Raw genomic sequence first — 25,090 nt, forward strand, 5'->3', positions numbered from 1 at the left:
AATGGGGCGGCCGTCCCCCTCCCCACCCGGGCCGCCGGCGGCAGCGGCCACGGCGGGCGCCTGACTGGGGCGGGTGGGCGGCAGCAGCAGCTCAAACAGGTTTTTGGGATTGCGCAATTGTGGCAGCAGTGCCAGCGGTTGCAACAGCTGGTGCTCGCGGGCCAGCGCATGCATATAGCGCAGGGCGGTGTAGTCCTCCAGCGCAAAGCCGACCGAGTCGAACACTGTTATTTCGTCCTCGTGCTGGCGACCCGCTTGCTCGCCGCGCAGCACCTGCCACAGCTCGGTCACGGCAAAGTCCTCGGGCATATGCTGGATCTCGCCTTCGATACGGCTTTGCGGCGCAAATTCAACGAAGACCTTGGCGTCGGGCAGGATCGCGGCATCGAGCTCGGTCTTGCCGGGGCAGTCGCCCCCCACCGCATTCAGATGCATGCCGGGCTGCACCATCGCACGGCTGACGATGGTCGCATTGGCCTTGTCGGCCGTGACCGTGGTGACGATGTCGGCCCCTTGCACCGCCTCGGCCGCGCTCTTGCAGCGCTGCAGCTGCACGCCGGGGATTTGCGTCCTGAGGTTGTGGATGAGCTTGTCGGTGGCGGCAGGGTCAATGTCAAACAGGCGCAGGCACTGGATGCCCAGCAGGCCTACAAAGGCCAGCGCCTGGAATTCGCTCTGCGAGCCATTGCCGATCAGCGCCATGGTTCGGCTGCTGCGCCGCGCCAGCAGCTTGGCGGCCATCACCGAGGTGGCGGCGGTGCGCAAGGCGGTCGTCAAGGTCAGTTCGCTCAGCAGGATGGGCGCGCCGGTGTCGGCCCGCATCAGCGCGCCAAAGGCCATGATCGACGGAATGCCCAGTTGCGGGTTCTTGGGGTGGCCATTGACATACTTGAACGCGAAGTGGCTGGCATCGGCCACTGGCATCAACTCCATCACACCGTCTGGGGTGTGCTGGGCCAGGCGCGCAGTCTTGTCAAAATCCTGCCAGCGCGAGAAATCCTGCTCCAGCGCGCTGACCAAGCCGCGCAGCAGTTCGGTCAAGCCCACACGCTGCACCAGCGCGGCAGCGGCATCGGTGCTGAGAAAGTCAACTTGGCCTGGGTGGGTTGTCATGGTGATGGCTCCTGGTTTGTCGTTATCGCTGCCCGCTGCGCAAGCCCCAAGGCGGTGCCGCAGCGTCTGCAACCAGTGTCTGTCCAAGTGGCCATAAAGCAAAGTGCGAAAAATGGTAGAAAATGACAGGATTTAGAGCAATTAGTCAGGCTGCATTGTGCATATCGATAATATTGACCAAGCCTTGATCAGCCTGCTGCGCCAGAATGCGCGCGAGAGCGTGGCCACCTTGGCGGGCAAGCTGGGGGTGTCGCGCGGCACCGTCACCAACCGCATGGACCGCCTGGAGCGAGACGGCCTGATCGTGGGCTACAGCGTGCGCCTGCGCCCCGATGTGCAGCCCGATGTGCTGCGCGCCTGGATGAGCATCGAGATCACCGGCAATGACACGCGGCGCGTGATGGCGTCCTTGCTCGGCGAGCCCGGCGTCGCCGCGCTGCACAGCACCAATGGCCGCTGGGATCTGCTCGCCGAGCTGCAGGTGGCCAGCCTGGAGGCGCTGTCCCAGGTGCTCGAACGCATTCGGCTGATCAAGGGCATCAGCAACAGCGAGACCAGCATCCACCTGGAGAGTTTTCGGGTGTCCTGAGCGATCTTCTGCTCAGGGCTTGTCGCTCAGCAAAAATGCCAGCGCCTGCTGCAGTTGCTGCTGAGCGTCTTCAGTGATGAGCGCATCATGGGCCAGTACCAGGCGCTGCACCGGCCAGGCGCAGATGTGGGCAGCGGCTGCGCTGGCAGCGGCCCGGTCCCGGATCGCAAAGCGCAGCGCGCGCGGCATGGCCAGGCGGCTGCGCGTGCCATTGAGGCTGTTGAAGAGGCGCGCCGACAGCGACAAATCCTGTGGGTAGTACTGCAGCACATCGGTCACGACCAGGCTGGCGCTGGGCTGGTGCAGCCAGACGCATTCATTCAGGATGGGCAGGCCCGCAAACGCCTGCATCTGCAAAGCGGGCTGCCAGGCTGCGGGCAATGCCTGGTTCAGGCTTTGCAGCTGGGGCAGGTCCGGGCGCTTGGCCGCGAGGCCCGGCGCCCCCCACAGCGCTGCCAGCGGGTAATGCGCCTGCCATGCACCGGCAAACAGGTGGTGCATGCGGTTGGGCGCCACGATCCAGCGCACATCGCCAAGTGCATCCAGCGCTGCGCGCAGCGCTGGCGTGGGCGCAATGGGCGAATGCAGCCACAGCGCGCCACCGGGCAGGCGTACCACGGTCATGCGCGTGCGCACCGGCAGGCCGTGTACGCTGATCTGTTGGGTGGCGCTCCAGAGGTCGTCGGTGATCCGTTCAAGCATGGTGGGCCTGGTTGCAGTGGAGGGGAATGCCTTGGATTTTCATTGTGAATCCGGGCGCGCAGGTGCAGAAAATCTGGCAATGGTCAACAATGGCAGCCATCTTTTGAGGAATCGTACATGCACTATGACGTGGTGATTGTGGGCGGCGGTGCAGGTGGACTGGAACTGGCCGCACAACTGGGGCGCAAACTGGGCGCGCGCGAAGGGCGCGAGCGCGTCTTGCTGGTGGACAAGATGCCTTTCCACATCTGGAAGCCCACCTTGCACGAAGTGGCGGCTGGCACGCTCGATGCGCACCAGGAAGGCCTGTCCTACACCGTGCTGGCGCGCCGCAACCATTTCAGTTTTGCGATGGGCGAATGCATGGGGCTCGATGCCGCCAAGCAAAGCATTGTGCTGGCACCGGTGATCAACGACGCAGGCAAGCAGGTGGTGCCCGAGCGCGTCATCAGTTACCAGCATTTGGTGCTGGCGATGGGCAGCGGCTCCAATTCTTTTGGCACCCCGGGTATCGAACATGCCTATTTGCTCGAGAGCGTGCGTGATGCGCAGCGCTTCCATGCCGACTGGCTCGGTGCCTGTGCCCATGCCTCCTATGCCGAGCCGCGTTCACTGGGCGTTGCCATTGTGGGCGCCGGTGCCACCGGCGTGGAGCTGTCGGCCGAGCTAATTGAAGCGCACCAGATGCTGCTCGAGAGCCTGTCGGACAGCCAGCGCTTTAGGCTCGATATCAGCCTGATCGAAGGCGGCGAGCGCATTCTGGGCGGGCTGCCTCCGCGCATCTCGGAGCAGGCCCGTGTGGCGCTGGAGCGCAAGGGCGTGCGGGTGATGACCGGCACGCGCGTGCAGTCGCTGGCGCAGGGCCAGGTGATCACCTCCAACGGCGAGGTGCCGGCCGATCTGATCGTCTGGGCCGCGGGCATCAAGGCAGCCGACAGCAATGCCCGCCTGGGGCTGGAGGTCAACCGTATCAACCAGTTTGTCGTCGATGACCACCTGCGCACCAGTGCCAGCCGCATCTATGCGATGGGTGACTGCGCCGCTGCCACCTGGACCGAAGGCAAGACCGTGCCGGCCCGTGCGCAGGCGGCGCACCAGCAGGGCAGCTATTTGTGCAAGCTGCTGTTTGCAGCGCTCAAGGAGCGCTCGTTCAACGAAGTGTTTGTCTACCAGGACTTTGGCTCGCTGGTCTCGCTGGGCGACAACAAGGGCGTGGGCAATCTGATGGGCGGGCTCTCGGGCAAGAACTTCTTTGTGCAGGGCCTCATTGCCAAGTGGATGTATATGTCCCTGCACCTGATGCACCACCGCGCCATATTGGGCACCGGCAAGACGGCGGTGCTGGCGTTGGCCCGTTTGCTGCAGCAACGCGTATCGGGCCGCATGAAGCTGCACTGAAAGAACCTTGCTCGGCAGCACCGAGCAAGTTCTTGTGCCGGTTCAGATATCGTCCGGCCCGAGCACGATATCGAGCGAGCTGCCGCCAGCCAGCAGCTTTTGCACCAGCTCGGCAGATGAATCGGCGCCGTATTTGCGCATCAGCCGGGTGCGGTAGATCTCGACCGTGCGGTGGCTGATGCCCAGGCCCCGGCCAATTTCCTTGCTGGTCATGCCTTCGAGCAGATGGGCGGCCACCTCGCGTTCGCGGGCCGTGAGCTCGGCACGCACCGGGCGCAGCGCGCTCAGGTCCTCAAAGCTCCAGACGCCGCCTTCATGCGGGTCCTCGCGGTTGAAGGCGCGGCCCATCACATGGCACCAGAACATCTCGCCATTGGCGCGCTTCATGATGCGGTTGTCCGAGTACAGGCCGTGCGCGCCCATGATGGGGGCGATGCGCCGGCCCAGGCGCTCGAACTCGTCGGCACTGGGGTAGAGGATCTGGAAGGACTGGCCCATCATCAGCTCGCGCGAGGTGCGGAACATGTCGCAGACCTGCTCATTGCAGTCGATCATGACCCGCCGGTGGGACACCACCAGGCCCACAGGCGCCATTTCGAAGGCTTGTCGGTAGTCGAGTGGTCTCACTGCCATGGCAAAAATTGTCCCCTTTACGAAATACTACGTATCCTAATACGTAGTATGCTTGATTGGCGAAACAAGCCCTTCTTATCAGGAGACAAGTGTGAATAAGATCTACCCCAGTGCTGCGGACGCGCTCAAAGGCGTGGTGGCAGACAAGCAGTTAATGGCCGTGGGCGGCTTTGGCCTTTGCGGGATTCCCGAGGCCTTGATCGAAGCGCTGCGCGACAGCGGTGTGAAGGACCTGACGGTGGCATCGAACAATGCCGGTGTGGACGGTTTTGGCCTGGGCAAGCTGCTGGAGACGCGCCAGATCAAGAAGATGATCGCGTCCTATGTGGGCGAGAACAAGGAGTTCGAGCGCCAGTACCTGGCCGGCGAGCTGGAGTTGGAGTTCACCCCCCAGGGCACCCTGGCCGAGAAGATGCGCGCTGGCGGCGCCGGCATCCCCGCCTTCTTCACCAAGACCGGTGTGGGCACGCAAGTGGCCGAGGGCAAGGAGCTGCGCGAGTTTGATGGCGAGACCTATGTGATGGAGCGCTCCATCGTCGCGGACGTATCGCTGGTCAAGGCCTGGCGCGCGGACAAGAGCGGCAACCTGCAGTTCCGCCTGACGGCACGCAACTTCAACCCGGCAGCAGCGACCTGCGGCAAAGTCTGCATCGTCGAGGTCGAGGAGATTGTTGAAGTCGGTGCCCTGAAGCCCGACGAGATCCATCTGCCGGGCATCTATGTGCACCGCCTGGTGCTCAACGCCACTCCCGAGAAGCGCATCGAAAAGCGCACCATTACCGAAAAGCACTAAGGAGCCAGTCATGCCTTGGACCCAAGACCAAATGGCCGCACGTGCGGCGCAAGAGCTGGAAGACGGCTTCTATGTGAACCTCGGTATCGGCATTCCTACGCTGGTGGCCAACCACACCGGTGACAAGGAAGTGTGGCTGCAATCGGAAAACGGCATGCTGGGCATCGGCCCCTTCCCAACGGAAGAAGCCATCGACGCCGACCTGATCAATGCCGGCAAGCAGACGGTGACGACGATTGCCGGCTCGTCCATCTTCAGCTCGGACCAGTCCTTTGCGATGATCCGTGGCGGCAAGATCAACCTGTCCATCCTGGGCGCCATGCAGGTGTCTGAAAAGGGTGACCTGGCCAACTGGATGATTCCAGGCAAGATGGTCAAGGGCATGGGCGGCGCGATGGACCTGGTCGCCGGCGTCAAGCGCGTCATCGTGCTGATGGAACACGTAGCCAAGAAGAAGGACGGTACCACCGACCTGAAGATCCTGAAGGACTGCACCCTGCCATTGACCGGCGTGGGCGTGGTGGACCGCATCATCACCGACCTGGGTGTGTTCGATGTGGTGCCCGAAGGCCTGAAGGTGGTCGAGCTGGCTCCCGAAGTCAGCTTTGACGACGTGCAGTCCAAGACCGGCGTCAGCCTGATCCAGTAAGCGCAGCCGCCCAGCCCTTGCGGGCTGGCGCAGCACGAGCGGGCCCGCCCATCGACCGATGGCGGGCTTTTTTATGGGCGGGCAGCGGCTGTCGCTTTCCCCATTGCCGGTCCAGAGCGCAGACGACATACTGCGAACATCTCTGCAAAGAATCTTCAGCCCCATGAACGCTCCCTTCGCGCCTGCCGATCTCTCCCACCCTTTGTTTATCCGCCCCGATGTGCTGCGCATGCGCGAAGACATGGCGCTGGCCTTGCGGGCCGCTGCGCACTTTGGCCTGGGGGAGGGCGTGTGCAACCATTTCAGCATGGCGCTGCCCGATGGCCAGCATTTTCTGCTGAACCCGCGCGGCCTGATGTGGAGCGAGATCCATGCGGATGATGTGGTGATGGTCGATGCCCAGGGCAGCGTGGTCGCTGGCGGCCATGTGGTTGAGCCGACCGCGATGTTCATCCATGCTGCCGTGCACCGCATTGCACGCAAGACCTGTGTGCTGCACACCCATATGCCCTATGCCACCGCCTTGACCCTGACCACGCAGCGCGCGCTGGACACCACCCTGAGCCAGAACGCCATGCGCTTCCATGGCCGCCTGGCCATCGATGCGCAGTACAACGGCTTTGCACTGGACGACAGCGAAGGCGCGCGCATTGCGCAGGCCATGCAGGGCGCGGACATCAGCTTTTTGGGCAACCACGGCATCATCGTCTGCGGCGAGCGCATGGACTATGCCTTTGACGACCTCTACTACCTGGAGCGCGCCTGCCAGGCCCAGGTGCTGGCGCAATCGACCGGTGTGCCGCTCGCGCCCTGCGATCCGTCGCTGGCTGCGCGCGTGGCCGAGCAGGCCAATGGCGAGCGCCTGCAGTCGACGCTGTTTTTTGAGGCGCTGCGCCGCCAGATCCCCTGATATTCCCTGCATATTTCTCTTGAGATTCGCGCCGCTTGCCATCCGGCAGGAAGTGCGCGTATGTTGAAAATCCAATATACAGGAATTAATTTCTGTTAAAGTGGATGTATGACGGTTGACGAATTGCTCTCTGCCAAGGTGCGTGCCCTGCGCAAACAGCGTGGCCACACCTTGGAGGTGCTGGCCCAGCGCAGCGGTGTCAGTCGGTCGATGATTTCTTTGATCGAGCGCGGGCAGACCAGTGCCACCGCCGCAGTGCTGGGCAAGCTGGCCCAGGCCTTGCAGGTGCCGCTGGCAGCACTCTTTGCCGATGACCGCCAGGCACAGGCGCCGCAGCCCTTGGCGCGCGCAGCTGCCCAGCCGCGCTGGCGCGACCCTGCGACCGGCTATGAGCGCCGGCAGCTGAGCCCGGTGGGGTTTCCTGCGCCGTTTGAGATGGTGGAGGTGGTGTTCCCGCCCGGCCAGCGCGTGGCCTTTGACAATGGCCTGCGCAGCCAGCCGCTGCACCAGCAGCTGTGGCTGCTGCAAGGCGAGCTGCAGCTGAGCCTGAGCCTGGGCATGCAAAGCTGGCATTTGCAGGCGGGAGACTGCCTGGCCATGGTGCTCGACCAAACCCTGGTATTTAGCAACCCCGGCCCCGAGCCCGCCCGCTATTTGCTGGCGCTGGCGGCGCTGGGTGATAGCCTGCCGGCCTTGCCTGTGGTTTTTCCTGGAGAGATGGATGACTGAGAGACACTGGGTGCGCTGCACCCACGACCGGCATGCGCCGGCAATTTTGGCGATTCTGAACGACGCCATCGTCAACAGCACGGCGCTGTATGACTACCAGCCCCGCAATGCGGGCAATATGCGTAGCTGGTTTGACGCCAAGCTCAAGGGCGGCTACCCGGTGATTGGTGTTGAGGATGCCGCCGGCGAGCTGTTGGGCTTTGCCAGCTATGGCGCCTTCCGCGCCTATCCGGCCTACAAGTACACGATGGAGCATTCAGTCTATGTACGCGCCGACCAGCGCGGCCAGGGCCTGGGCCTGCAGCTGATGGAGGCCATCATCGACGAGGCGCGCAAGCAGGATGTGCATGCACTGGTGGGCGCGATCGATGCGGACAACGCCGGCTCGATCGCCTTGCATGAGCGGCTGGGTTTCAAGTCCGTCGGCCTGATGCCCCAGGTGGGCTTTAAATTTGGGCGTTGGCTGGACCTCGCCTTGTACCAGTTGCTGCTGCAAACGCCGGCGAATCCGGTAGACGGCTGAGGCCGCTGGCCGCGCGCCGCTGGCCGCGCGCCGCTGGCCGCGCGCCACTGGCCGTGCGCCACTAGCCGTGCGCCACTAGCCGTGCGCCACTGGCCGTGCGCCACTCGCCGTGCGCCACTGGCCGTGCACCACTAGCCGTGCGCCACCCACAGCAGCCCACGCTGCCATGGGATAATCACTTTTTTCGCGCAGCGCAGGCCCGGCGCTGGTCAATCGACCGCACCGGCTTGCGATGGCTGTATCGAGGCTCGATCACTCTGCGCAGTGGCCGCGCAACCTCTGGGTTGCCCGCGGCACTTGCCCTGATCCTTGGACTGGCACTTCGCTGCCAGCATCTGCCTTATGTCCCATCGCCAGCCTGTTCGCATCAGCGACATCCACAAGTTCGACACCATTGTCGACGCCCGCTCCCCTGCCGAATTCGCGCTGGACCGCATTCCCGGAGCGATCAACTGCCCGGTGCTCAGCAACGAAGAACGCGCCCAGATCGGCACCATCTACAAGCAGGTCAGCCCCTTTGAGGCCAAGCGCCTGGGCGCGGCCTATGTCAGCGCCAATCTGGCGCGCCACCTGCACGATACCTTCCATGACCGGCCCGCGAACTGGAAGCCGCTGGTCTATTGCTGGCGCGGTGGCCTGCGCAGCGGCTCGATGGTGACCTGGTTGCGCCTGGTGGGCTGGGATGCGCAGCAGCTGGCCGGCGGCTACAAGGGCTTTCGCGGCCATGTGATCGAGCGGTTGGAGTCACTGGTGCCGCGCCTGCGCCTGCAGGTGCTCTGCGGCGCTACCGGCAGCGCCAAGACCCGGGTGCTGCATGCGCTGGCCGAGCAGGGCGCGCAGGTGATTGACCTGGAAGGCTATGCCAGCCACAAGGGCTCGCTGCTGGGCCAGCTGCCTGGCGTGGAGCAGCCGAGCCAGAAGCACTTTGAGACCTTGCTGGCCACGCAGATCGGCCAGTTCGATCTGGAGCGCCCGGTGTTTATCGAAGGCGAAAGCGCCAAGATTGGCCGCATTTCCGTGCCGATGGCCCTGGTCGAGCATATGCGCCAAGCGCCGGTCATCGAGGTGCAGGCGTCTGCACAAGCCCGCCTGGCCTATTTGCTGCGCGATTATGCCTACCTGGGTGCCGATGCCGGTGTGCTGGCCACCAAGCTCGGTTACCTCAAGGAGCTGCAAAGCAAGGAAGTCGTGGGCCGCTGGCAAGGCTGGGCAGCGCAAGGCGAGCTCGCGCCGCTGTTTGCCGAGTTGATGGACCTGCACTACGACCCGCATTACGAGCGCAGCCAGGCGCGCAATTTTGCCCACTGGGCCGCGCGCCAGAGCCTGGCGACCGATGACCTGTCGGATGCGCGCATTGGCGAGTTGGCCGCGCAGATCAGGCAGCTGGCGGTTTAGGCCTGATTGGGCATCAGAGCGTCGGCAGCCCGAATCGCTGGCCCAGCGGCGAAAACAGCAGGCACAGCGCCACCAGGTTGAGCAGCACCGTCAGCCAGAACACCTTCAGAAAATCCCGCTTGCTGGATTTGTGGCGCAGCCAGCGCTGGGCCAGCAAGGCGCCCGGCCAGCCGCCCAGCAAACCCAGCAGCCACAAATGCTTCTCCGGGGTGCGCCAATGCCCTTGCTGCGCGGCAGCCTTGTCCCAGGCATACCAAGCAAAGGTGACCAGCGAGGCCAGCAGATACCAGCCTGCAGCGCGCCAGGTGGAGCCAAAGCTCAGGCCCAGTAGAAGCAGCAGAGCGGCCAATGCGGGGATGAACAGCAGGGCTGCGCCGCCGGATGGGCCTGATCTGGCGGTGCTGGCAGCCTGGCGCTGAGGGCGCGTCGCTGCGGCCCGTGGGCGAGTGGCATGTGGTGACTGCGATGCTGATGCACCCGGTGTGCTGGCGCCCAGCACGCGGGCGCGGCTGGCCCGGGGTTTGTCGCCTGCGGGCTTGTCCAGCACATAGCTCAGCCGCTGGCGGGCTTGGGGCCGGGCGGCAGGGTTTTGGAAGGCGGAGATATGCACAAACACCTGGGGGCCGCCGCCATCGGGGGCGATAAAGCCAAAACCGCGCTCATCGTTCCAGGATTGCAGGGTGCCTTCAAGCAGCATAGGCCTCCAGCTGCGCCGCAGCTTCTTCCCATTGGTTCTCGCTGAACACGGCAACACCGGCCTGGCGCAGCAGGCTGCAGGCCAGGCCTTCGCCGGGCACGGTGCGGCCGGCAAACTGCCCGTCATAGATCTGGCTGGAGCCGCAGGTCGGGCTGAACTCCTTGAGCACCGCCACGCGGATGCCATGGCGCTGCACCAGTTGCAGCGCCAGGTGCGCACCATGCACAAAGGCGTCGGTCACATCGTTGCCCGCGCTGTCGCGCACCTGGGCGGCATGGCGCAGCACCGCGATGCTGGTGCCGCCAACGATTTCGGCGGGCAAGCGGGGCGTGGGCAGGCCAGCCGCCATCTCGGGGCAGAGGCTCACCACCTGCTGCTGTGCCAGCCAGCGGTCAAGCACCGCATGCTGCGCCCATTTGTGGCTGCCGTCATAGCGCACGGGCTGGCCCAGCAGGCAGCCGCTGACCAGCACCTTGGGGAGCGCGGGCCTCAGCATGCCAGCAGCTCCACCTGCTGTGCCTGCGCGCTGGCCTCGCAGCGCAGGCTGCTGCCGCTCAGCTGCAATTGCAGACCATTGGCAAATTGCAGCTGCAGGCTGAGCGCCTCTGCCTGGTAATCGCTGGGCACTGGCAGCGTGCTGAGCCGTTGCTGGCCCAGCTGCAGCCAGCCGCCGGCCAGCAAGCCAAAGGCTTGCGTTTCGTGTGCGAGTTTGGGCGGGCAGGGGGTCAGCACCAGGCGTAGGCCATTGCTGTAGCGGCGCTGGGTCTCGCTCCCCTGGCGCTCGCTGATCAGCGCGGCTGAGCATTCGATGCTGCAGCCTTCCGCAGTGGGGTGGATGCGGCTGATTTCAGAGTCGGCAAATTCAAACTGGCGAGGCATTTGGCGATTGTCGCAGACCCAGGCTGCGGCCTGCAGCAGATCTGCAGCGATCATGCAGCCCCGGATGGCGCCACGCAATCAGCCAGCCAGGGCATCGCTGATGCGGTCCAGATCTGCCGCTGCGGCGGCAGCTGCGCGCGCTCTTCCACGCAGCCCAGGCGGATGACCACGAACTCCGGGTTCTGTGCGGCGCAGCCATACAGCGGCGTTGCGCAAACCGGGCAGAAGGCCTGGTCGCGGCGCTGGCCGCTTTGCGCGGTCTTGGTATAGGTCTGTACGGCGCCTTGCAGCGAGAAATCGGTGATCGCGGCTTTGGCAATCGCCCGCATCGGTGCGCCCGAGAGCACCTGGCAGTCGCTGCAATGGTATACGCTGACCCAGGGATCCTCTGCAAAACTCCCTGCCGTGGTCTGAACGCGGGCTCGGGCGATCCGCTGCGTTGTCTTCGTTGTCAATAGCTCGCTATTGACTGCAAAAGACGCCTTGCGGCTCATCCCGATCCGCGCCCATCCCGCTTGGCGAGGGTTTTGCAGAGCATCCCTAGCTGGGGTCGATCAAGGCGGTAAAGCGAACCGCCTGGCAATGGCATGTGCCGTGGATGAGCATGGGCAGGACCTGGAAGGAAGTGGGCGAGGGGAGCTGTCGCTGTACTGCATCACAGCTCCCCCGTGTGCGCCTGGGTGGCATGAGTCTTGCATAACTGTCAACAAGCGAAAGCGGGCGCTGAGCAGGCAGGCCTGTAGGAATATCTTTACAGTCTCCGGCGTAGTAACTATGGTTGCATATAGAAACAACCAAGGGTTCTGTGTGAAAGCTTGATGAATTGCGGAAAATCAATAAAAACAATTGGTTATGGAGTAGTTAAGCCAAAGCTCATGCATAATTTCACAAAATTCCACGGGAAAACCCCGGTAATTTGGGGAATAACTGGTTTGGATTTTGTTACATATTTATGAATTGTCTTCAAAATAAACCGTGCTAAAGTCGCCCGCTATGTCACCGAAATGGATTTGCACCCTCATCGTCGCCGCGTCTGTCAGCGCACATGCCGCACCCGAGAGCGAACACAAGCCATCCGATCTGGATTTGCTGCTGGGCATTGGCCAAAGCAGTCTGTCCAAGCTCGATTCGGTGCATCACCAGGTCAAGGACCAGGCCAATGTGCTGATCAGCAATGCGCTGAGCCTCATTGGTGTGCCTTACCGCCGTGGCGGTAACAGCGCAGAGACGGGTTTTGACTGCAGTGGTCTGGTACGCGCTGTGTATGCGGAGAGCTGGGGCAAGATCCTGCCGCGCCGCGCAGAAGAGCAGGCGGCTGCGACCGACAAGATTGAAAAAGCGGAGCTCAAGCCCGGTGATCTGGTGTTCTTCAACACCATGCGCCGGGCTTTCAGCCATGTGGGGATCTATATGGGGGATGGCAAGTTCATCCACTCACCCCGCACCGGCAAGACCGTTCGGGTCGAGAGCATGGATATTGCCTACTGGGAAAAGCGCTTTGACGGCGCCCGCCGTGTGGAGCTGAGCGACGAGGCGCGCACCAAGCTGATGCAGCAGGTCAACCTCGATGGTGCGGAAGCGCAGGACCTGATCGGCCGCGTGATGTCCAAAGCCAATATGCGCGTGAACTGAGCGCCAAGTCATCTGCAGCAGGCGCTGCAAACGAACCAAGCTTCCTTCGGGAAGCTTTTTTGTGGCCTGCGCGGTGCGGTTGGCTGGTCTGCGTCGTGGGGGGGGGGAGGGCCTCAGTCCTGCACCCCTCTATATATAGAAACGGCACGAAGTACCGGCGAAAAAAAGGCTGTCTCTGGGACAGCCTGGGTGGGCGACTGGCTGGACAGGATCCAGCAAGGTCTTACTTGACCATCTGCAAGATTTCGCGGAAGTCTTCGTGCTCGCAACTGCGCAGCCATTCGAAGATGACCATCTCGGTGGTGACCAGCTCGGCGCCGGCGCCGGCCAGGCGGTCAAAGGCGGCATCGCGGTTGCGCTCGGTGCGGCTGCTGCAGGCATCGGTGACCACGCAGACATCGAACTCGTCTTCGAGCAACTCCAGCGCGGTTTGCAGCAGGCAGACATGGGCCTCGCAGCCGGCAATGATGATGCTGTTGCGCTCAGGCGCGGCTTGCTGCGGTTTTTGCAGGTGCTTGGGCAGGCTGCGGGCATTGCCGCCCTGGGGTTTGGCGGGAGGGCGCAGCCATTCGTTCAGGCCCTCTGGCACGGCGCTGAAGAACATCTTGGCCAAGGTCTTGTTGCACAGGCCGCGCAGCTGCGCCGCATTGGGGCCGAGCTTGCTGGGGTTTTGCTCGGTACCAAACACGGGCACCTTCAGCTGCTGGGCTACCTGGGCCAGCAGGGTGGCGTTCTTCAACACCTGCGCGCCATCAAAAATGGCGGGCATCAGTTTTTCCTGGTAGTCAACCAGCACCAGCTGGGATTCTTCAAAATCTATAAGCATGCGGCATTTTACCTGTGGCGGCGAGCGGCTGCTGTGGCGGCGTGGCGCAGGCGTGGGAGGGGAGGGAGAAATGCACTGGCGCGCGGCGCAGCACCGAGCCAGCCTGGCGCAGATTTAGCGCTTGTCCTGGTCCAGCGCAGGCGCATAGACCACCGGCAGCACAATCCCCGCTTCATGCGCCACGCGCACGCAGTCGCGCAGGTGCTGCTCGCCCAGGTAGCGCAAGGTGGCGTAGCCCAGGGCGGCCGATACCGCCTGGCCGGCAATCGGCACATATTTGCTGGCCTGCTGCACCGTCAGGCGCATGCCCAGCGCCTTGGCGCCGCGCATGATCACATCCTTGGTGATCAGCTTGCCCACCAGCACGCCGCCGAGCATGTTGACGGTGTTTTGCACCTTGGCGCGCTTGGCAGGGGTCAGGCGGGCAATCTGCTCGTCGCTCAGGCCAAAGTAATTGCTGATTTGCGGAATCAGCCGCGACAGCAAGGCGGCATCCACCGCCATGTCGAGCCCGGGCACCGGCGTGGCGCTGGCCAGGGCGGCCATCAGGGCTTTGCGGTGCAGCAGCTTTTGGGACTGCTCAACCGCCTCCAGCAGCGCAGGGTTGCCGGTCTGGGCGGCCAGTTGCAGTGCGGAGAGAGGGCGGGGCTTGCGTCCAAGTTTCATGGGGGTCAGGAAGTGAGGTCAAAAGCGGAAAAAAACCTGCGGCAGCGGGTGGCCCCGACTGGCGCAGGCTGCCGGGTGCTTAGCGCTTGCGGACCAGGCCGTAGAGCACCAGCAAGATGATGGCGCCGACGATGGAGGCGATCCATCCTGCTGCCTGGCCTTCCTGGTACCAGCCCATCGCCACGCCGGCGTAGGTGGCCAGCAGCGAGCCGGCAATGCCCAGCAGGATGGTCATGATCCAGCCCATCTTGTCGTCCCCGGGCTTGATGGCGCGTGCAATGAGGCCAACAATCAGGCCGATGAAAATGGTTCCAATGATGGACATGCGTGGTTCTCCGTTGAGCTGCGAACGCCAGTGCCTCGGGTTGAGGCGGCCCTGGCCAATACGCCCTGAAGCGTACCAAGGCACTTTAAGGCTGTTTGTAGGAGAAGGCTTCAAATCCTGCGGCTTTACGTCATAAACAACGGTGAACTGGCGCTGTCATGCGTATGAAAAAAGCAGCCGGTGCCGTTGCCGGCGCGGGCTGCTTTTGGCCGGACCTGGCCGGGCCGGGCCGGGCCGCGAAGGGCCCAGTCCGGAAGGCGGTCAGAGAATTAAGCGACGACCTTGGCGATCGATGCGCAGACGTGCTCGATGTTCTTGCTGTTGAGCGCAGCCACGCACATGCGGCCGGTGTCCGTGCCGTACACGCCGAACTCGGAGCGCAGGCGCACCATCTGGTCCTTGCTCAGGCCCGAGTATGAGAACATGCCAATCTGGGTGGTGATGAAGCCCATGTCTTGCTTCACGCCAGCGGCCTTGAGGCCGTCCACCAGCTTCTGGCGCATTTCCTTGATGCGCACGCGCATCTCGCCCAGTTCCTTTTCCCACAGCGCGCGCAGCTCGGGGTTGTTCAGCACGGCGGCTACCACGGCACCACCATGGGTCGGTGGGTTGGAGTAGTTGGTGCGGATGACGACCTTGAGCTGGCTCAGCACGCGGCTGGCTTCTTCCTTGTCGGTGGCAACCACGGACAGCGCGCCCACGCGCTCACCGTAGAGCGAGAAGCTCTTGGAGAACGAGGTGGACACAAAAATGTTCAGTCCCGCAGCGATGAACTTGCCGATCACGGCGCCGTCTTCGGCGATGCCGTGGCCAAAGCCTTGGTAGGCCATGTCCAGGAAGGCGACCAGGTTCTTGGCCTTGACGACTTCGATGACCTTGTCCCACTGGGCGGCGCTGATGTCGTAGCCGGTGGGGTTGTGGCAGCAGGCGTGCAGCACCACCACGGTGCCAGCGGCGGCTGCGTTCAGGTCGGCGATCATGCCGTCGAAATCGATGGCGCGGTTGGCTGCGTCGTAGTAGCGGTAGCTGGCCACTTCAAAACCGGCGTTCTGGAAGATCGCGCGGTGGTTTTCCCAGCTGGGGTCCGAGATCAGCACCTTGGCTTGGGGGTTCAGGCGCTTGAGGAAGTCCGCACCAATCTTCAGGCCGCCCGTGCCGCCCACGGCTTGCACGGTGGCCACGCGGCCGGAAGCCACGACTTCGGAATCCGCGCCGAACACCAGGGCCTTGACGGCGTTGTCATAGGCAGCGATACCGTCGATAGGCAGGTAGCCACGGGGCGTGGGCTTGTCCATCATGGCTTTCTCTGCGGCCTGCACGCACTGCAGCAGCGGCAGCTTGCCGTTGTCGTCGAAATACACACCCACGCCCAGGTTCACTTTTTGCGGGTTGGTGTCGGCGGCATACTGCTCATTGAGACCCAGGATGGGGTCGCGTGGGGCCATTTCGACGGAAGAGAAAAGAGACATGTGTAGTCCTTGGTAGGTAGAAATCTGGCTTTGTACCCCCAAATGCCAAACAAGAGGCCATCGCCTCCACCGCAATTTTGCAGTACGCTTTGGGGTTAACCCCGTATTCTAGCGACGCCCGCTCGCGCGTGGCATACCCGACCTATGCACGAAGTCACTCCAGAGGCACCCCGTGAGGGGGAATTCATCCAATATCCGGGCTCGCCCTTCACCTTGTTCCAGCCGTATCCGCCTGCGGGCGACCAGCCGGCGGCCATCGATGCGCTGGTGGAAGGCATTGATGACGGTGAGGCCTTTCAGACCCTGCTGGGCGTCACGGGCTCGGGCAAGACCTTCACGATGGCCAATGTGATCGCGCGCACCGGGCGCCCGGCCATCGTGTTTGCGCCCAACAAGACGCTGGCCGCGCAGCTGTACAGCGAGTTCCGCGAGTTCTTTCCGAAGAACGCGGTGGAGTACTTCGTCAGCTACTACGACTACTACCAGCCCGAGGCCTATGTACCCCAGCGCGACCTGTTCATCGAAAAGGACAGCGCCATCAACGAGCACATCGAGCAGATGCGGCTGTCGGCCACCAAGAGCGTGCTCGAGCGCCGCGACACCATCGTCGTGGCCACCGTCTCGGCCATCTACGGCATCGGCTCGCCCGAGTCCTATACCAAGATGCGTTTCATCCTGCGTGTGGGCGATGAGCTGAGCCAGCGCGATGCGATTGGCCAGCTGGTGCGCATGCAGTACAAGCGCAATGATGCAGATTTCTCGCGCGGTACCTTCCGCGTGCGGGGCGACACCATCGATGTGTTTCCGTCCGAGCACAGCGAGATGGCGGTGCGTATCGAGCTGTTTGACGACGAGGTCGAGAGCCTGCAGCTGTTTGACCCGCTCACCGGCCGCGTGCGCCAGAAAGTGCCGCGCTTCACCATCTACCCCAGCAGCCACTATGTGACCCCGCGCGACCAGGTGCTGGTGGCCGTCGAGACCATCAAGGAAGAGCTGGCGCTGCGCCTCAAGCAGCTGGTGGGCGAGGGCAAGCTGGTGGAAGCCCAGCGCCTGGAGCAGCGCACCCGGTTCGACCTGGAGATGCTGACCGAGGTGGGGCACTGCAAGGGTATTGAGAACTACAGCCGCCACCTCTCGGGCGCGGCGCCGGGCGATCCGCCGCCAACGATGACGGACTACATGCCCAAGGACGCGCTGATGTTTCTCGACGAGAGCCACCAGATGATCGGCCAGCTCAATGCCATGTACAACGGCGACAAGGCGCGCAAGACCACCCTGGTCGAGTATGGCTTTCGCCTGCCCAGCGCCTTGGACAACCGCCCGCTCAAGTTTGGCGAGTTCGAGCAGCGCATGCGCCAGGTGGTGTTTGTCTCGGCCACGCCGGCCGAGTACGAGAAGACCCATGCGGGCAAGATCGTCGAGCAGGTGGTGCGGCCCACCGGCCTGGTCGATCCCGAGGTGGAAGTGCGCCCTGCGACCCACCAGGTCGACGATGTGCTGCAGGAAATCCATGCCCGGGTGAAGGTGCAGGAGCGGGTGCTGATTACCACGCTGACCAAGCGCATGGCCGAGCAGCTGACCGAGTACCTGACCGACAACGGCGTGAAGGTGCGCTACCTGCACTCCGATGTGGAGACCGTCGAGCGCGTCGAGATCATCCGCGATCTGCGCCTGGGCACCTTTGATGTGCTGGTGGGCATCAACCTGCTGCGCGAAGGCCTCGATATCCCCGAGGTCTCGCTGGTGGCCATCCTGGACGCCGACAAGGAAGGCTTTCTGCGTGCCGAGCGCAGCCTGATCCAGACCATTGGCCGTGCGGCACGGAACATGAATGGCAAGGCGATTTTGTATGCCGATCGCATCACCGACTCGATGCGCAAGGCGATGGACGAGACCAGCCGCCGCCGCGAGAAGCAGATGGCCTTCAATGCGGAGCATGGCATCGTGCCGCGCAGCATTGTCAAGCAAGTGCGTGATTTGATCGATGGCGTCTACAGCACCAAGGCCAGCGACGACATGGACCGCGCCCAGCAGGTGGCGATGAGCCGCGCCCAGGTCGAGGACATGTCCGAGAAAGAGATTGCCAAGGAAATCAAGCGCCTGGAAAAGCAGATGCTGGAGGCGGCGCGCAACCTCGAATTCGAGGCCGCAGCCCAGGCGCGCGACCAATTAACCATATTGAAACAAAGGGCTTTTGGTGGGGCCTCTCCAGAGGCAGGGAATACCCGCAGCCTCTAGGGATGTCAGTTTCTGTAAGTAATCTTTGCTTACCCGAGCGAATTCAGGGGGCATTGTGCTATACTGACACAAATTACTCAACAACAAGAAAAAAGCCTATCGATGAATGGGACCTACCCTGCATGCAGGGTGGAGCGACAGGCTACGACGATGTCATTGCGGGTGGCTTGCTTGCATTGGGCGTCTATGGTTATCAAGCCTGACCTCTAAGGAACGATTATGCGTCTCACCACCAAAGGCCGATTTGCAGTGACTGCAATGATTGATCTGGCTTTGCGCCAGAACAATGGCCCGGTAACTTTGGCTGCGATCAGCCAGCGTCAGCAGATCTCGCTGTCGTATCTGGAGCAGCTGTTTGGCAAGCTGCGCCGCCATGAACTGGTGGAGTCCACCCGCGGCCCCGGTGGCGGCTACACCCTGGCCCGCAAGGCCGCTGAGATCACAGTTGCCGACATCATTGTCTCGGTAGATGAACCTATTGACGCCACGCAGTGTGGCGGCAAGGAAAACTGCATGGGTGAGGCCGGTCGCTGCATGACGCACGAACTCTGGGCATCGCTGAACCAGCGCATGGTGGAGTTTCTCGATTCCGTCACCTTGCAAAAGCTGGTCGATGACCAACTGGCCAAGGGTATCCAGATCGAAGACAAGCCCATCGTGCGCCGCGCTATCTCGACCACGCCGGTTGTCAAGCCCATCCGTGTCACCGCACCGAACTCGGTGTTTGCACTGGGCAATGTGTTTGCCAAATCCTGATTGTTGATGCGGCGCTGGTCGCCGCATCCCCCGGTGCTCTTCGCAGTGCCGGGAGGCCTTGTTACGCCCTGAACCGGGTGCGGCAAGTTCATTCGATGATTGCGTTTTGAGTTTTTGCGGGTGCCCACCAGCACGCGCCAGTAGAGCCAGATATGGACACGACCCCACACTTCCCTATTTACCTTGATTACGGCGCCACCACGCCCGTGGACCCCCGCGTGGTTGAAGCGATGATTCCCTGGTTGTCCGAGAACTACGGCAACCCTGCATCGCGCAGCCATGCCTGGGGCTGGACGGCGGAAGAGGCGGTTGAAAAGGCCCGTGCGCAAGTCGCCGCGCTGATCAATGCCGATCCGCGTGAAATCGTCTGGACCAGCGGTGCCACCGAGTCGGACAACCTGGCGCTCAAGGGCGCTGCGCAGTTCTACAAGGGCAAGGGCAAGCACCTGATCACCGTCAAGACCGAGCACAAGGCCGTGCTGGACACGATGCGTGCGCTGGAGCGTGAAGGCTTTGAGGTCACCTACCTGGACGTCAAGGAAGATGGTCTGCTGGATCTGGACGTGTTCAAGGCGGCGATCCGCCCCGACACCATCCTGGTCAGCGTCATGTTCGTGAACAACGAAACCGGCGTGATCCAGGACATCGACACCATCGGGAACATCTGCCGCGAAAAGGGCATCATTTTCCACGTCGATGCGGCCCAGGCCACCGGCAAGGTCGAGATCGATGTGACCGCGCTGAAGGTCGACCTGATGAGCCTGGCCTCGCACAAGACCTATGGTCCCAAGGGCATTGGCGCGCTGTACGTGCGCCGCAAGCCCCGTGTGCGCATCGAAGCGCAGATGCACGGCGGTGGCCATGAACGCGGCATGCGTTCGGGCACCCTGGCGACGCACCAGATCGTCGGTATGGGCGAGGCTTTCCGCATCGCCAAGGAAGACATGGCCAAGGACTACGCCCATGCCAAGGCGCTGCAGCAGCGCATGCTGGACGGTCTGATGGACATCGAACAAGTGTTCGTCAACGGTGACCTGAACCACCGCGTGCCGCACAACCTGAACATCAGCTTCAACTTCGTCGAAGGCGAATCGCTGATCATGGGCATCAAGGGCCTGGCCGTGTCCTCGGGTTCGGCCTGCACCTCCGCCAGCCTGGAGCCCAGCTATGTGCTGCGCGCGCTGGGCCGCAGCGATGAGCTCGCCCACAGCAGTCTGCGCATGACGTTTGGCCGCTTCACGACGAATGAAGACATCGACTACGCCGTGGCTTCGATCCGTGAAAACGTGACCAAGCTGCGCGAGTTGAGCCCCCTGTGGGAAATGTACAAAGACGGTGTTGATCTGAGCACCATCCAGTGGGCTGCCCACTAATCCGGCGCAGCCGCTAACTGTAAAGAGGTACCAAGATGGCATATTCCGACAAAGTGATTGATCATTACGAGAACCCCCGCAACGTGGGCTCGTTCGACAAGGGTGATGAATCGGTGGGCACCGGCATGGTCGGCGCTCCGGCTTGCGGCGACGTGATGAAGCTGCAGATCAAGGTCAATGCCGACACCGGCGTGATCGAAGACGCACGCTTCAAGACCTACGGCTGCGGCTCGGCGATTGCCTCGTCGTCGCTGGTGACCGAATGGGTCAAGGGCAAGACCCTGGACGAAGCCGCTGCACTGAAGAACGCGCAGATCGCTGAAGAGCTGGCGCTGCCACCGGTGAAGATCCACTGCTCGATCCTGGCTGAAGACGCGATCAAGGCGGCAGTCAACGACTACAAGGCCAAGCACAGCGCCAAGGCGGAGGCTTAAAGCGCCATGGCTGTCACGCTTTCTGAGTCGGCTGCGCGCCACATCAACCGCTACCTGTCGCGTCGCGGCCATGGCGTGGGTGTGCGCCTGGGCGTGAAGACCACCGGCTGCTCGGGCCTGGCCTACAAGCTCGAGTACGTGGATGAGGCAGCGCCTGAGGACGTGGTGTTTGAAGACCATGGCGTCAAGGTGCTGGTCGATCCCAAAAGCATGGCCTACATCGACGGCACCGAGCTGGACTTTGTGCGCGAAGGCCTCAACGAGGGCTTCAAGTTCCACAATCCCAACGAGCGTGATCGCTGCGGTTGTGGCGAGAGCTTCAGAATCTGAGGCCTCAGGTTCAGGCGCCCGGTTGGCCTTCATAGGCCGATCCGGCCTTGTTTGTCGGCATCGCTGATGCCAAAACTGCAAACCGCCTGTGCTTTTGCCAGGCGGTTTTTTCATGATGAATCTGCAATCCAACGATTTTGAACTGTTCGCCGTGCCTGTGCAGTTTGCGCAAGATGCCCAGCAATTGGCTGAGCGCTGGAAGGCCTTGCAAAAGCAGGCCCATCCGGACCGCTTTGCGTCGCAAGGGGCTGCCGCCCAGCGCGTGGCCATGCAGTGGTCGGTGCGCATCAATGAGGCCTACCAGCGCTTGAAGGACCCACTCAAGCGCGCCGCCTACCTGTGCGAGATGCATGACGCGCCCATCCGCGCCGAGGACAACACCGCCATGCCTACTGCTTTTCTGATGGAGCAGATGGAGTGGCGCGAGGCGCTGGAAGACGCGCAGAGCCAGACCGACGTTGATGCCTTGGATGACCAGGTCGCCAGCGCGCGCCGCACGATGCTGGCGCGCTGCCAGCAGCTGCTGGATGTGGAGCGCGACTATGTGCAAGCGGCCCAGCAGGTGAGAGCCCTCATGTTTGTTGCGCGATTTAGCGGCGACATCGACCGCCGCCGCGAGCAACTGGGACAATAGGCTTTTGACCAAGGCAGGGCGGCCCACCAGGCCGCACAGCATGCCTTGGCGACACCCCCATTGAGACCGCTGCCTCCGCGCGCCCGCGCGGGCCGCAGGCAAGAGAACACAAGATAGATCGCATCCATGGCACTGCTCCAAATTTCAGAACCTGGCCAATCTCCTGATCCGCACCAGCGCCGTATTGCGGTGGGCATTGATCTGGGCACCACGCACTCGCTGGTCGCTGCCGTGCGCAACGGGGTGGCCGAATGCCTGCCGGATGACGAAGGCCGGGTGCTGCTGCCATCGGTGGTGCATTACCACGCCAATGGCAAGCGCGATATCGGCTATGCGGCGCTCGCCCATCCCGGCGTGGATGCCGCCAACACCATTGCCTCGGCCAAGCGCCTGATGGGCCGCAACCTGGACGATATCCATGCGCCCGAGCAGCTGGCCTATGCGCTGCTGCAGCCCGAGGATAGTGGCATGGTGGCCATCGAGACCGTAGCCGGTCTCAAGACCCCGGTGGAGATCAGCGCCGAGATTCTGGCCACCTTGCGCTACCGCGCAGAAGACACCTTCGACAATGACCTGTATGGCGCGGTGATCACCGTGCCAGCCTACTTTGACGATGCGCAGCGCCAGGCCACCAAGGATGCGGCGCAGTTGGCCGGCATCAAGCTGCTGCGCCTGATCAACGAGCCCACCGCTGCGGCGATTGCCTATGGCCTCGATAATGCGTCCGAAGGCATCTACGCCGTTTACGACCTGGGCGGCGGCACCTTTGATATTTCCGTGCTGCGCCTGACGCGCGGTGTGTTTGAAGTCATCGCCACCGGCGGTGACTCGGCGCTGGGCGGTGACGACTATGACGCGGCACTGGGCCAGTGGGTGCTGGAGAAAACCGGCGGCACGGTGCAGAGCGCGCAGGACAAGGCGGTATTGCGCCTGGCCGCCAAGGCCGCCAAAGAGGCGCTGACCGACGCCGACCAGGTGATGTTCTCCGCGCAGCTGTCGGGCCAGGATATTGCGCTGCCGCTGAGCCGGGCCGATTTTGATGCGGCCACGCAGGCCTTGACGGCCCGCACCCTGACGGCCGTGCGCCGCGCGCTGGCTGATGCCCAGCTGGCCAAGGACGAGGTGCAAGGCGTGGTGATGGTGGGCGGCTCGACGCGCATGCCCCAGGTGCAGACTGCAGTCGGCAACTTCTTTGGCAAGCCCCCGCTGACCAACCTGAACCCCGACGAGGTGGTGGCCCTGGGTGCGGCCATCCAGGCCAACCAGCTCGCCGGCAACGACACCAATGGCGACCTGCTGCTGCTCGATGTGATCCCGCTGTCGCTGGGCATCGAGACCATGGGCGGCCTGGTCGAGCGCATTGTCAGCCGCAACGAAACCATTCCGACCGCACGCGGCCAGGACTTCACCACCTACAAAGACGGCCAGACGGCCTTGGCCATCCACGTGGTGCAGGGCGAGCGCGATCTGGTCGCTGATTGCCGCAGCCTGGCGCGCTTTGAACTGCGGGGCATCCCGCCAATGGCCGCGGGCGCTGCACGCATCCGCGTGTCCTTCACCATAGATGCCGATGGCCTGCTGAGCGTGGGCGCGCAAGAGCTGGTGAGCGGGGTGGAGGCGCATATCGATGTGAAGCCCTCGTACGGCCTCTCGGACGACCAGATTGCCCATATGCTGCGCGACAGCTTCAGCACCGCCCAGGCCGATATGCAGGCCCGTGCGCTGGTCGAAGCGCGCGTGGATGGCGACCGCCTGCTGATTGCCACCCAAAGCGCGCTCGATGCCGATGGCGACCTGCTGACTGACGCCGAGCGCAGCCAGGTCGACGCGCTGATGGACCAGCTGCGCCGGGCCCTGTCCAGCAGCGAGAGTGCCGCCGAGATCGAGGCCAGCACCGATGCGCTGGCCAAGGGCACCGAGGCCTTTGCCGCCGAGCGCATGAACCGTGGCATCCGCCAGGCCCTGGCTGGCAAGAACGTGCAATCCATTTAACCGACTACAGCAAGAAGAACCACATTCCCATGCCTATCATCAAAATCCTGCCCCATGCCGAATACTGTCCCCAAGGCGCCGAGATCAAGGCGCCCACCGGAACGTCGATCTGCGAGGCGCTGCTGGACAATGGCATCAACATCGAACACGCCTGCGACATGAGCCGGGCCTGCACCACCTGCCACGTGATCGTGCGCCAGGGTTTCGACTCCATGGACCCTTCCGAGGAGGAAGAGGACGATCTGCTCGACCGCGCCTGGGGCCTGGAGCCGCAGTCGCGCCTGTCCTGCCAGGCCATTTTGGCGCGCGAGGATGTGACCGTGGAGATCCCCAAGTACTCGATCAACCACGCCAAGGAAAACCACTGAGCGTGGGCCGGGCCGGGCGCGCGGGTGCGAGCGGCTTTTACAATCGGTGTTTTGAGTCGAGGAAGCTGTAGATGTCGCGCCAAATTGTTCTGGATACGGAAACCACGGGTCTGTCAGTCGTCGATGGTGACCGTGTCATTGAGCTCGGCTGCGTCGAGCTGCTCAACCGCAAGCTCACCGGCAATAACCTGCATCTGTACTTCAATGCCGACCGGGAAAGCCATGAAGACGCGCTGCGCGTGCACGGTATCACCAGCGAGTTTCTGGCCGACAAGCCGCGTTTCCACGAGAAAGCCGAAGAGATCCGCGCCTACCTCGAAGGCGCTGAGCTGATCATCCACAATGCGCCATTCGACATGGGCTTCCTGAACAAGGAGTTCGAACGGGTGGGCATGCCGCCTCTGGTCAGCATGGTGAGCGGGGTGCTGGATTCGCTCTTGATGGCGCGCGACCTGTTCCCGGGCAAGCGCAACTCGCTCGATGCGCTGTGCGACCGCCTGGAAGTGGACAATTCCGGCCGCGACCTGCACGGCGCCTTGCTCGATGCCGAGCTGCTCGCTGACGTCTACATCAACATGACGCGCGGCCAGGAGCAGCTGCTGTCGTCCGACAGCATGGCGTCGAACAGCAAGTCCAACGCGGCGATGGTGGTCAAGAAAGTGGATTTTGCGCAGTTCGATCTGCCGGTGATCCAGCCGTCGGACGCGGAGCTGGCCGCCCACGACGAGGTGCTGGCGCAGCTGGACAAATCCAGTGGCGGCAAAACTATTTGGAGAAAATTGGCCTAATTTTCACAGCCAGCAAATATTTGCTGTCATAATAGAGAGCTTGACGGCGAGAGATTTTGGGTGATTAGCTCAGCGGTAGAGCACTGCCTTCACACGGCAGGGGTCACATGTTCGATCCATGTATCACCCACCAATCCATCGTCGTTGCGGTATGTCCCTTGGGGCATGCTTGGGGTGATTAGCTCAGCGGTAGAGCACTGCCTTCACACGGCAGGGGTCACATGTTCGATCCATGTATCACCCACCACC

The 25,090-nt window shown here is 63.0% G+C and carries 29 protein-coding genes and 2 tRNA genes; 20 read left to right on the forward strand and 11 right to left on the reverse strand.

The window, feature by feature from the left end:
• Window positions 1–1,113, reverse strand: a 1,113-nt coding sequence (locus WH303_RS22705; RefSeq protein ID WP_339521206.1) for an ornithine cyclodeaminase, incomplete at its 3' end; no start/stop codon positions are given.
• A gap of 163 nt (window positions 1,114–1,276) precedes the next feature.
• On the opposite strand from WH303_RS22705, the gene WH303_RS22710 reads away from it, so the two are divergent.
• Complete coding sequence (locus tag WH303_RS22710; RefSeq protein ID WP_133856181.1) at window positions 1,277–1,702, forward strand: Lrp/AsnC family transcriptional regulator; 426 nt, start codon at window positions 1,277–1,279, stop codon at window positions 1,700–1,702.
• Between the two features lie 12 nt (window positions 1,703–1,714).
• On the opposite strand, the gene WH303_RS22715 is transcribed toward WH303_RS22710, so the two are convergent.
• Window positions 1,715–2,404 carry a DUF4336 domain-containing protein gene (locus WH303_RS22715; RefSeq protein ID WP_339521207.1) on the reverse strand — a complete coding sequence of 230 codons (690 nt, stop codon included), beginning with the start codon at window positions 2,402–2,404 and terminating at the stop codon, window positions 1,715–1,717.
• Between the two features lie 117 nt (window positions 2,405–2,521).
• On the opposite strand from WH303_RS22715, the gene WH303_RS22720 reads away from it, so the two are divergent.
• Window positions 2,522–3,802, forward strand: coding sequence for an NAD(P)/FAD-dependent oxidoreductase (locus tag WH303_RS22720; RefSeq protein ID WP_312988304.1), 1,281 nt, complete (start codon window positions 2,522–2,524; stop codon window positions 3,800–3,802).
• Between the two features lie 42 nt (window positions 3,803–3,844).
• On the opposite strand, the gene WH303_RS22725 is transcribed toward WH303_RS22720, so the two are convergent.
• Window positions 3,845–4,435, reverse strand: a complete 591-nt coding sequence (locus WH303_RS22725; protein WP_339521208.1) for a PAS and helix-turn-helix domain-containing protein — start codon at window positions 4,433–4,435, stop codon at window positions 3,845–3,847.
• A 91-nt stretch (window positions 4,436–4,526) separates the two neighbouring features.
• Here WH303_RS22725 and WH303_RS22730 point away from each other — a divergent pair, with 91 nt between their 5' ends.
• The 6 genes from WH303_RS22730 (at window position 4,527) to mnmH (ending at window position 9,434) form a co-directional block, all read left to right on the forward strand.
• The gene (locus tag WH303_RS22730; RefSeq protein WP_021025867.1) at window positions 4,527–5,228 is read left to right on the forward strand and encodes a CoA transferase subunit A; all 702 of its coding nucleotides are present in this window, start codon (window positions 4,527–4,529) and stop codon (window positions 5,226–5,228) included.
• A 10-nt stretch (window positions 5,229–5,238) separates the two neighbouring features.
• The gene (locus WH303_RS22735) at window positions 5,239–5,877 is read left to right on the forward strand and encodes a 3-oxoacid CoA-transferase subunit B (RefSeq protein WP_021025866.1); all 639 of its coding nucleotides are present in this window, start codon (window positions 5,239–5,241) and stop codon (window positions 5,875–5,877) included.
• Between the two features lie 163 nt (window positions 5,878–6,040).
• A complete protein-coding gene (locus WH303_RS22740; RefSeq protein ID WP_339521209.1) occupies window positions 6,041–6,787 on the forward strand; it encodes an aldolase in 747 nt (248 codons plus the stop codon).
• Window positions 6,788–6,895: 108 nt separating this feature from the next.
• The gene (locus tag WH303_RS22745; protein WP_339521210.1) at window positions 6,896–7,516 is read left to right on the forward strand and encodes a helix-turn-helix domain-containing protein; all 621 of its coding nucleotides are present in this window, start codon (window positions 6,896–6,898) and stop codon (window positions 7,514–7,516) included.
• Window positions 7,509–8,039: a GNAT family N-acetyltransferase gene (locus WH303_RS22750; RefSeq protein ID WP_027010647.1), complete on the forward strand. Its 531-nt coding sequence runs from the start codon at window positions 7,509–7,511 to the stop codon at window positions 8,037–8,039. The genes WH303_RS22745 and WH303_RS22750 overlap by 8 nt, the downstream gene beginning before the upstream one ends.
• A gap of 342 nt (window positions 8,040–8,381) precedes the next feature.
• On the forward strand, window positions 8,382–9,434 hold the full coding sequence (mnmH, locus tag WH303_RS22755; RefSeq protein ID WP_339521211.1) for a tRNA 2-selenouridine(34) synthase MnmH: 1,053 nt from the start codon (window positions 8,382–8,384) through the stop codon (window positions 9,432–9,434).
• A gap of 13 nt (window positions 9,435–9,447) precedes the next feature.
• Here the strand turns inward: mnmH and WH303_RS22760 are convergent, their stop codons facing one another.
• The 4 genes from WH303_RS22760 to WH303_RS22775 are packed head-to-tail and all read right to left on the reverse strand — an operon-like array spanning window position 9,448 to window position 11,504.
• Window positions 9,448–10,131: a DUF1294 domain-containing protein gene (locus WH303_RS22760; RefSeq protein ID WP_339521212.1), complete on the reverse strand. Its 684-nt coding sequence runs from the start codon at window positions 10,129–10,131 to the stop codon at window positions 9,448–9,450.
• On the reverse strand, window positions 10,121–10,627 hold the full coding sequence (locus WH303_RS22765) for a DUF523 domain-containing protein (RefSeq protein ID WP_339521213.1): 507 nt from the start codon (window positions 10,625–10,627) through the stop codon (window positions 10,121–10,123). Before WH303_RS22765 ends, WH303_RS22760 begins: the two co-directional genes overlap by 11 nt.
• Window positions 10,621–11,064, reverse strand: coding sequence for a hypothetical protein (locus WH303_RS22770; protein WP_339521214.1), 444 nt, complete (start codon window positions 11,062–11,064; stop codon window positions 10,621–10,623). The genes WH303_RS22765 and WH303_RS22770 overlap by 7 nt, the downstream gene beginning before the upstream one ends.
• Window positions 11,061–11,504 carry a GFA family protein gene (locus tag WH303_RS22775; RefSeq protein ID WP_339521215.1) on the reverse strand — a complete coding sequence of 148 codons (444 nt, stop codon included), beginning with the start codon at window positions 11,502–11,504 and terminating at the stop codon, window positions 11,061–11,063. The genes WH303_RS22770 and WH303_RS22775 overlap by 4 nt, the downstream gene beginning before the upstream one ends.
• 499 nt (window positions 11,505–12,003) lie before the next feature.
• On the opposite strand from WH303_RS22775, the gene WH303_RS22780 reads away from it, so the two are divergent.
• Complete coding sequence (locus WH303_RS22780; RefSeq protein ID WP_021025857.1) at window positions 12,004–12,642, forward strand: C40 family peptidase; 639 nt, start codon at window positions 12,004–12,006, stop codon at window positions 12,640–12,642.
• 223 nt (window positions 12,643–12,865) lie between these two features.
• On the opposite strand, the gene WH303_RS22785 is transcribed toward WH303_RS22780, so the two are convergent.
• The 4 genes from WH303_RS22785 to WH303_RS22800 all read right to left on the reverse strand — a co-directional run bounded on the left by WH303_RS22785 (window position 12,866) and on the right by WH303_RS22800 (window position 15,928).
• Entirely contained in the window at window positions 12,866–13,468 is a 603-nt protein-coding gene (locus WH303_RS22785) for an isochorismatase family protein (protein WP_339521216.1), read from the reverse strand.
• Between the two features lie 114 nt (window positions 13,469–13,582).
• On the reverse strand, window positions 13,583–14,134 hold the full coding sequence (locus WH303_RS22790; RefSeq protein ID WP_021025855.1) for a hypothetical protein: 552 nt from the start codon (window positions 14,132–14,134) through the stop codon (window positions 13,583–13,585).
• Between the two features lie 79 nt (window positions 14,135–14,213).
• Complete coding sequence (locus WH303_RS22795) at window positions 14,214–14,459, reverse strand: GlsB/YeaQ/YmgE family stress response membrane protein (protein ID WP_021025854.1); 246 nt, start codon at window positions 14,457–14,459, stop codon at window positions 14,214–14,216.
• Window positions 14,460–14,728: 269 nt separating this feature from the next.
• On the reverse strand, window positions 14,729–15,928 hold the full coding sequence (locus WH303_RS22800) for an amino acid aminotransferase (RefSeq protein ID WP_021025853.1): 1,200 nt from the start codon (window positions 15,926–15,928) through the stop codon (window positions 14,729–14,731).
• 144 nt (window positions 15,929–16,072) lie between these two features.
• On the opposite strand from WH303_RS22800, the gene uvrB reads away from it, so the two are divergent.
• From uvrB to WH303_RS22855, 11 genes are all read left to right on the forward strand, one after another.
• A complete protein-coding gene (gene uvrB, locus WH303_RS22805) occupies window positions 16,073–18,166 on the forward strand; it encodes an excinuclease ABC subunit UvrB (RefSeq protein WP_339521217.1) in 2,094 nt (697 codons plus the stop codon).
• Window positions 18,167–18,385: 219 nt separating this feature from the next.
• Window positions 18,386–18,922: a Fe-S cluster assembly transcriptional regulator IscR gene (iscR, locus tag WH303_RS22810; protein WP_021025851.1), complete on the forward strand. Its 537-nt coding sequence runs from the start codon at window positions 18,386–18,388 to the stop codon at window positions 18,920–18,922.
• A 152-nt stretch (window positions 18,923–19,074) separates the two neighbouring features.
• Window positions 19,075–20,295 (forward strand): IscS subfamily cysteine desulfurase, encoded by a 1,221-nt coding sequence (locus WH303_RS22815; RefSeq protein WP_021025850.1) that lies wholly within the window; start codon window positions 19,075–19,077, stop codon window positions 20,293–20,295.
• Between the two features lie 35 nt (window positions 20,296–20,330).
• Window positions 20,331–20,729 (forward strand): Fe-S cluster assembly scaffold IscU, encoded by a 399-nt coding sequence (gene iscU / locus WH303_RS22820; RefSeq protein ID WP_133856012.1) that lies wholly within the window; start codon window positions 20,331–20,333, stop codon window positions 20,727–20,729.
• Window positions 20,730–20,735: 6 nt separating this feature from the next.
• Window positions 20,736–21,059 carry an iron-sulfur cluster assembly protein IscA gene (gene iscA / locus WH303_RS22825; RefSeq protein WP_021025848.1) on the forward strand — a complete coding sequence of 108 codons (324 nt, stop codon included), beginning with the start codon at window positions 20,736–20,738 and terminating at the stop codon, window positions 21,057–21,059.
• A 115-nt stretch (window positions 21,060–21,174) separates the two neighbouring features.
• Entirely contained in the window at window positions 21,175–21,693 is a 519-nt protein-coding gene (hscB, locus tag WH303_RS22830) for a Fe-S protein assembly co-chaperone HscB (protein ID WP_339521251.1), read from the forward strand.
• A 126-nt stretch (window positions 21,694–21,819) separates the two neighbouring features.
• Window positions 21,820–23,685 carry a Fe-S protein assembly chaperone HscA gene (gene hscA / locus WH303_RS22835; RefSeq protein WP_339521218.1) on the forward strand — a complete coding sequence of 622 codons (1,866 nt, stop codon included), beginning with the start codon at window positions 21,820–21,822 and terminating at the stop codon, window positions 23,683–23,685.
• 29 nt (window positions 23,686–23,714) lie between these two features.
• On the forward strand, window positions 23,715–24,053 hold the full coding sequence (gene fdx / locus WH303_RS22840) for an ISC system 2Fe-2S type ferredoxin (RefSeq protein WP_021025845.1): 339 nt from the start codon (window positions 23,715–23,717) through the stop codon (window positions 24,051–24,053).
• 71 nt (window positions 24,054–24,124) lie between these two features.
• Window positions 24,125–24,841, forward strand: coding sequence for a DNA polymerase III subunit epsilon (dnaQ, locus tag WH303_RS22845; protein WP_339521219.1), 717 nt, complete (start codon window positions 24,125–24,127; stop codon window positions 24,839–24,841).
• Between the two features lie 58 nt (window positions 24,842–24,899).
• Window positions 24,900–24,974 (forward strand) — tRNA-Val (locus WH303_RS22850).
• Window positions 24,975–25,013: 39 nt separating this feature from the next.
• Window positions 25,014–25,088, forward strand: a tRNA-Val gene (locus tag WH303_RS22855).
• Window positions 25,089–25,090: the final 2 nt, after the last annotated feature.

The sequence above is a fragment of the Comamonas sp. MYb69 genome (genome assembly GCF_037479315.1).
In the GTDB taxonomy this organism is placed as follows: Bacteria; Pseudomonadota; Gammaproteobacteria; order Burkholderiales; family Burkholderiaceae_C; genus Comamonas.

Excerpts from the sequence above, each read along its gene's own strand:
- iscU (WP_133856012.1), top strand. The coding sequence starts at position 20,331 with ATGGCATATTCCGACAAAGTGATTGATCATTACGAGAACCCCCGCAAC.
- iscR (WP_021025851.1), top strand. The coding sequence starts at position 18,386 with ATGCGTCTCACCACCAAAGGCCGATTTGCAGTGACTGCAATGATTGAT.
- uvrB (WP_339521217.1), top strand. The coding sequence starts at position 16,073 with ATGCACGAAGTCACTCCAGAGGCACCCCGTGAGGGGGAATTCATCCAA.
- WH303_RS22725 (WP_339521208.1), bottom strand. The coding sequence starts at position 4,435 with ATGGCAGTGAGACCACTCGACTACCGACAAGCCTTCGAAATGGCGCCT.
- mnmH (WP_339521211.1), top strand. The coding sequence starts at position 8,382 with ATGTCCCATCGCCAGCCTGTTCGCATCAGCGACATCCACAAGTTCGAC.
- WH303_RS22770 (WP_339521214.1), bottom strand. The coding sequence starts at position 11,064 with ATGATCGCTGCAGATCTGCTGCAGGCCGCAGCCTGGGTCTGCGACAAT.
- WH303_RS22780 (WP_021025857.1), top strand. The coding sequence starts at position 12,004 with ATGTCACCGAAATGGATTTGCACCCTCATCGTCGCCGCGTCTGTCAGC.
- WH303_RS22760 (WP_339521212.1), bottom strand. The coding sequence starts at position 10,131 with ATGCTGCTTGAAGGCACCCTGCAATCCTGGAACGATGAGCGCGGTTTT.
- WH303_RS22795 (WP_021025854.1), bottom strand. The coding sequence starts at position 14,459 with ATGTCCATCATTGGAACCATTTTCATCGGCCTGATTGTTGGCCTCATT.
- WH303_RS22765 (WP_339521213.1), bottom strand. The coding sequence starts at position 10,627 with ATGCTGAGGCCCGCGCTCCCCAAGGTGCTGGTCAGCGGCTGCCTGCTG.
- WH303_RS22740 (WP_339521209.1), top strand. The coding sequence starts at position 6,041 with ATGAACGCTCCCTTCGCGCCTGCCGATCTCTCCCACCCTTTGTTTATC.
- WH303_RS22745 (WP_339521210.1), top strand. The coding sequence starts at position 6,896 with ATGACGGTTGACGAATTGCTCTCTGCCAAGGTGCGTGCCCTGCGCAAA.
- WH303_RS22715 (WP_339521207.1), bottom strand. The coding sequence starts at position 2,404 with ATGCTTGAACGGATCACCGACGACCTCTGGAGCGCCACCCAACAGATC.
- fdx (WP_021025845.1), top strand. The coding sequence starts at position 23,715 with ATGCCTATCATCAAAATCCTGCCCCATGCCGAATACTGTCCCCAAGGC.
- WH303_RS22815 (WP_021025850.1), top strand. The coding sequence starts at position 19,075 with ATGGACACGACCCCACACTTCCCTATTTACCTTGATTACGGCGCCACC.
- dnaQ (WP_339521219.1), top strand. The coding sequence starts at position 24,125 with ATGTCGCGCCAAATTGTTCTGGATACGGAAACCACGGGTCTGTCAGTC.
- WH303_RS22800 (WP_021025853.1), bottom strand. The coding sequence starts at position 15,928 with ATGTCTCTTTTCTCTTCCGTCGAAATGGCCCCACGCGACCCCATCCTG.
- WH303_RS22785 (WP_339521216.1), bottom strand. The coding sequence starts at position 13,468 with ATGCTTATAGATTTTGAAGAATCCCAGCTGGTGCTGGTTGACTACCAG.
- hscB (WP_339521251.1), top strand. The coding sequence starts at position 21,175 with ATGAATCTGCAATCCAACGATTTTGAACTGTTCGCCGTGCCTGTGCAG.
- WH303_RS22720 (WP_312988304.1), top strand. The coding sequence starts at position 2,522 with ATGCACTATGACGTGGTGATTGTGGGCGGCGGTGCAGGTGGACTGGAA.
- WH303_RS22775 (WP_339521215.1), bottom strand. The coding sequence starts at position 11,504 with ATGAGCCGCAAGGCGTCTTTTGCAGTCAATAGCGAGCTATTGACAACG.
- hscA (WP_339521218.1), top strand. The coding sequence starts at position 21,820 with ATGGCACTGCTCCAAATTTCAGAACCTGGCCAATCTCCTGATCCGCAC.
- WH303_RS22735 (WP_021025866.1), top strand. The coding sequence starts at position 5,239 with ATGCCTTGGACCCAAGACCAAATGGCCGCACGTGCGGCGCAAGAGCTG.
- iscA (WP_021025848.1), top strand. The coding sequence starts at position 20,736 with ATGGCTGTCACGCTTTCTGAGTCGGCTGCGCGCCACATCAACCGCTAC.
- WH303_RS22750 (WP_027010647.1), top strand. The coding sequence starts at position 7,509 with ATGACTGAGAGACACTGGGTGCGCTGCACCCACGACCGGCATGCGCCG.
- WH303_RS22790 (WP_021025855.1), bottom strand. The coding sequence starts at position 14,134 with ATGAAACTTGGACGCAAGCCCCGCCCTCTCTCCGCACTGCAACTGGCC.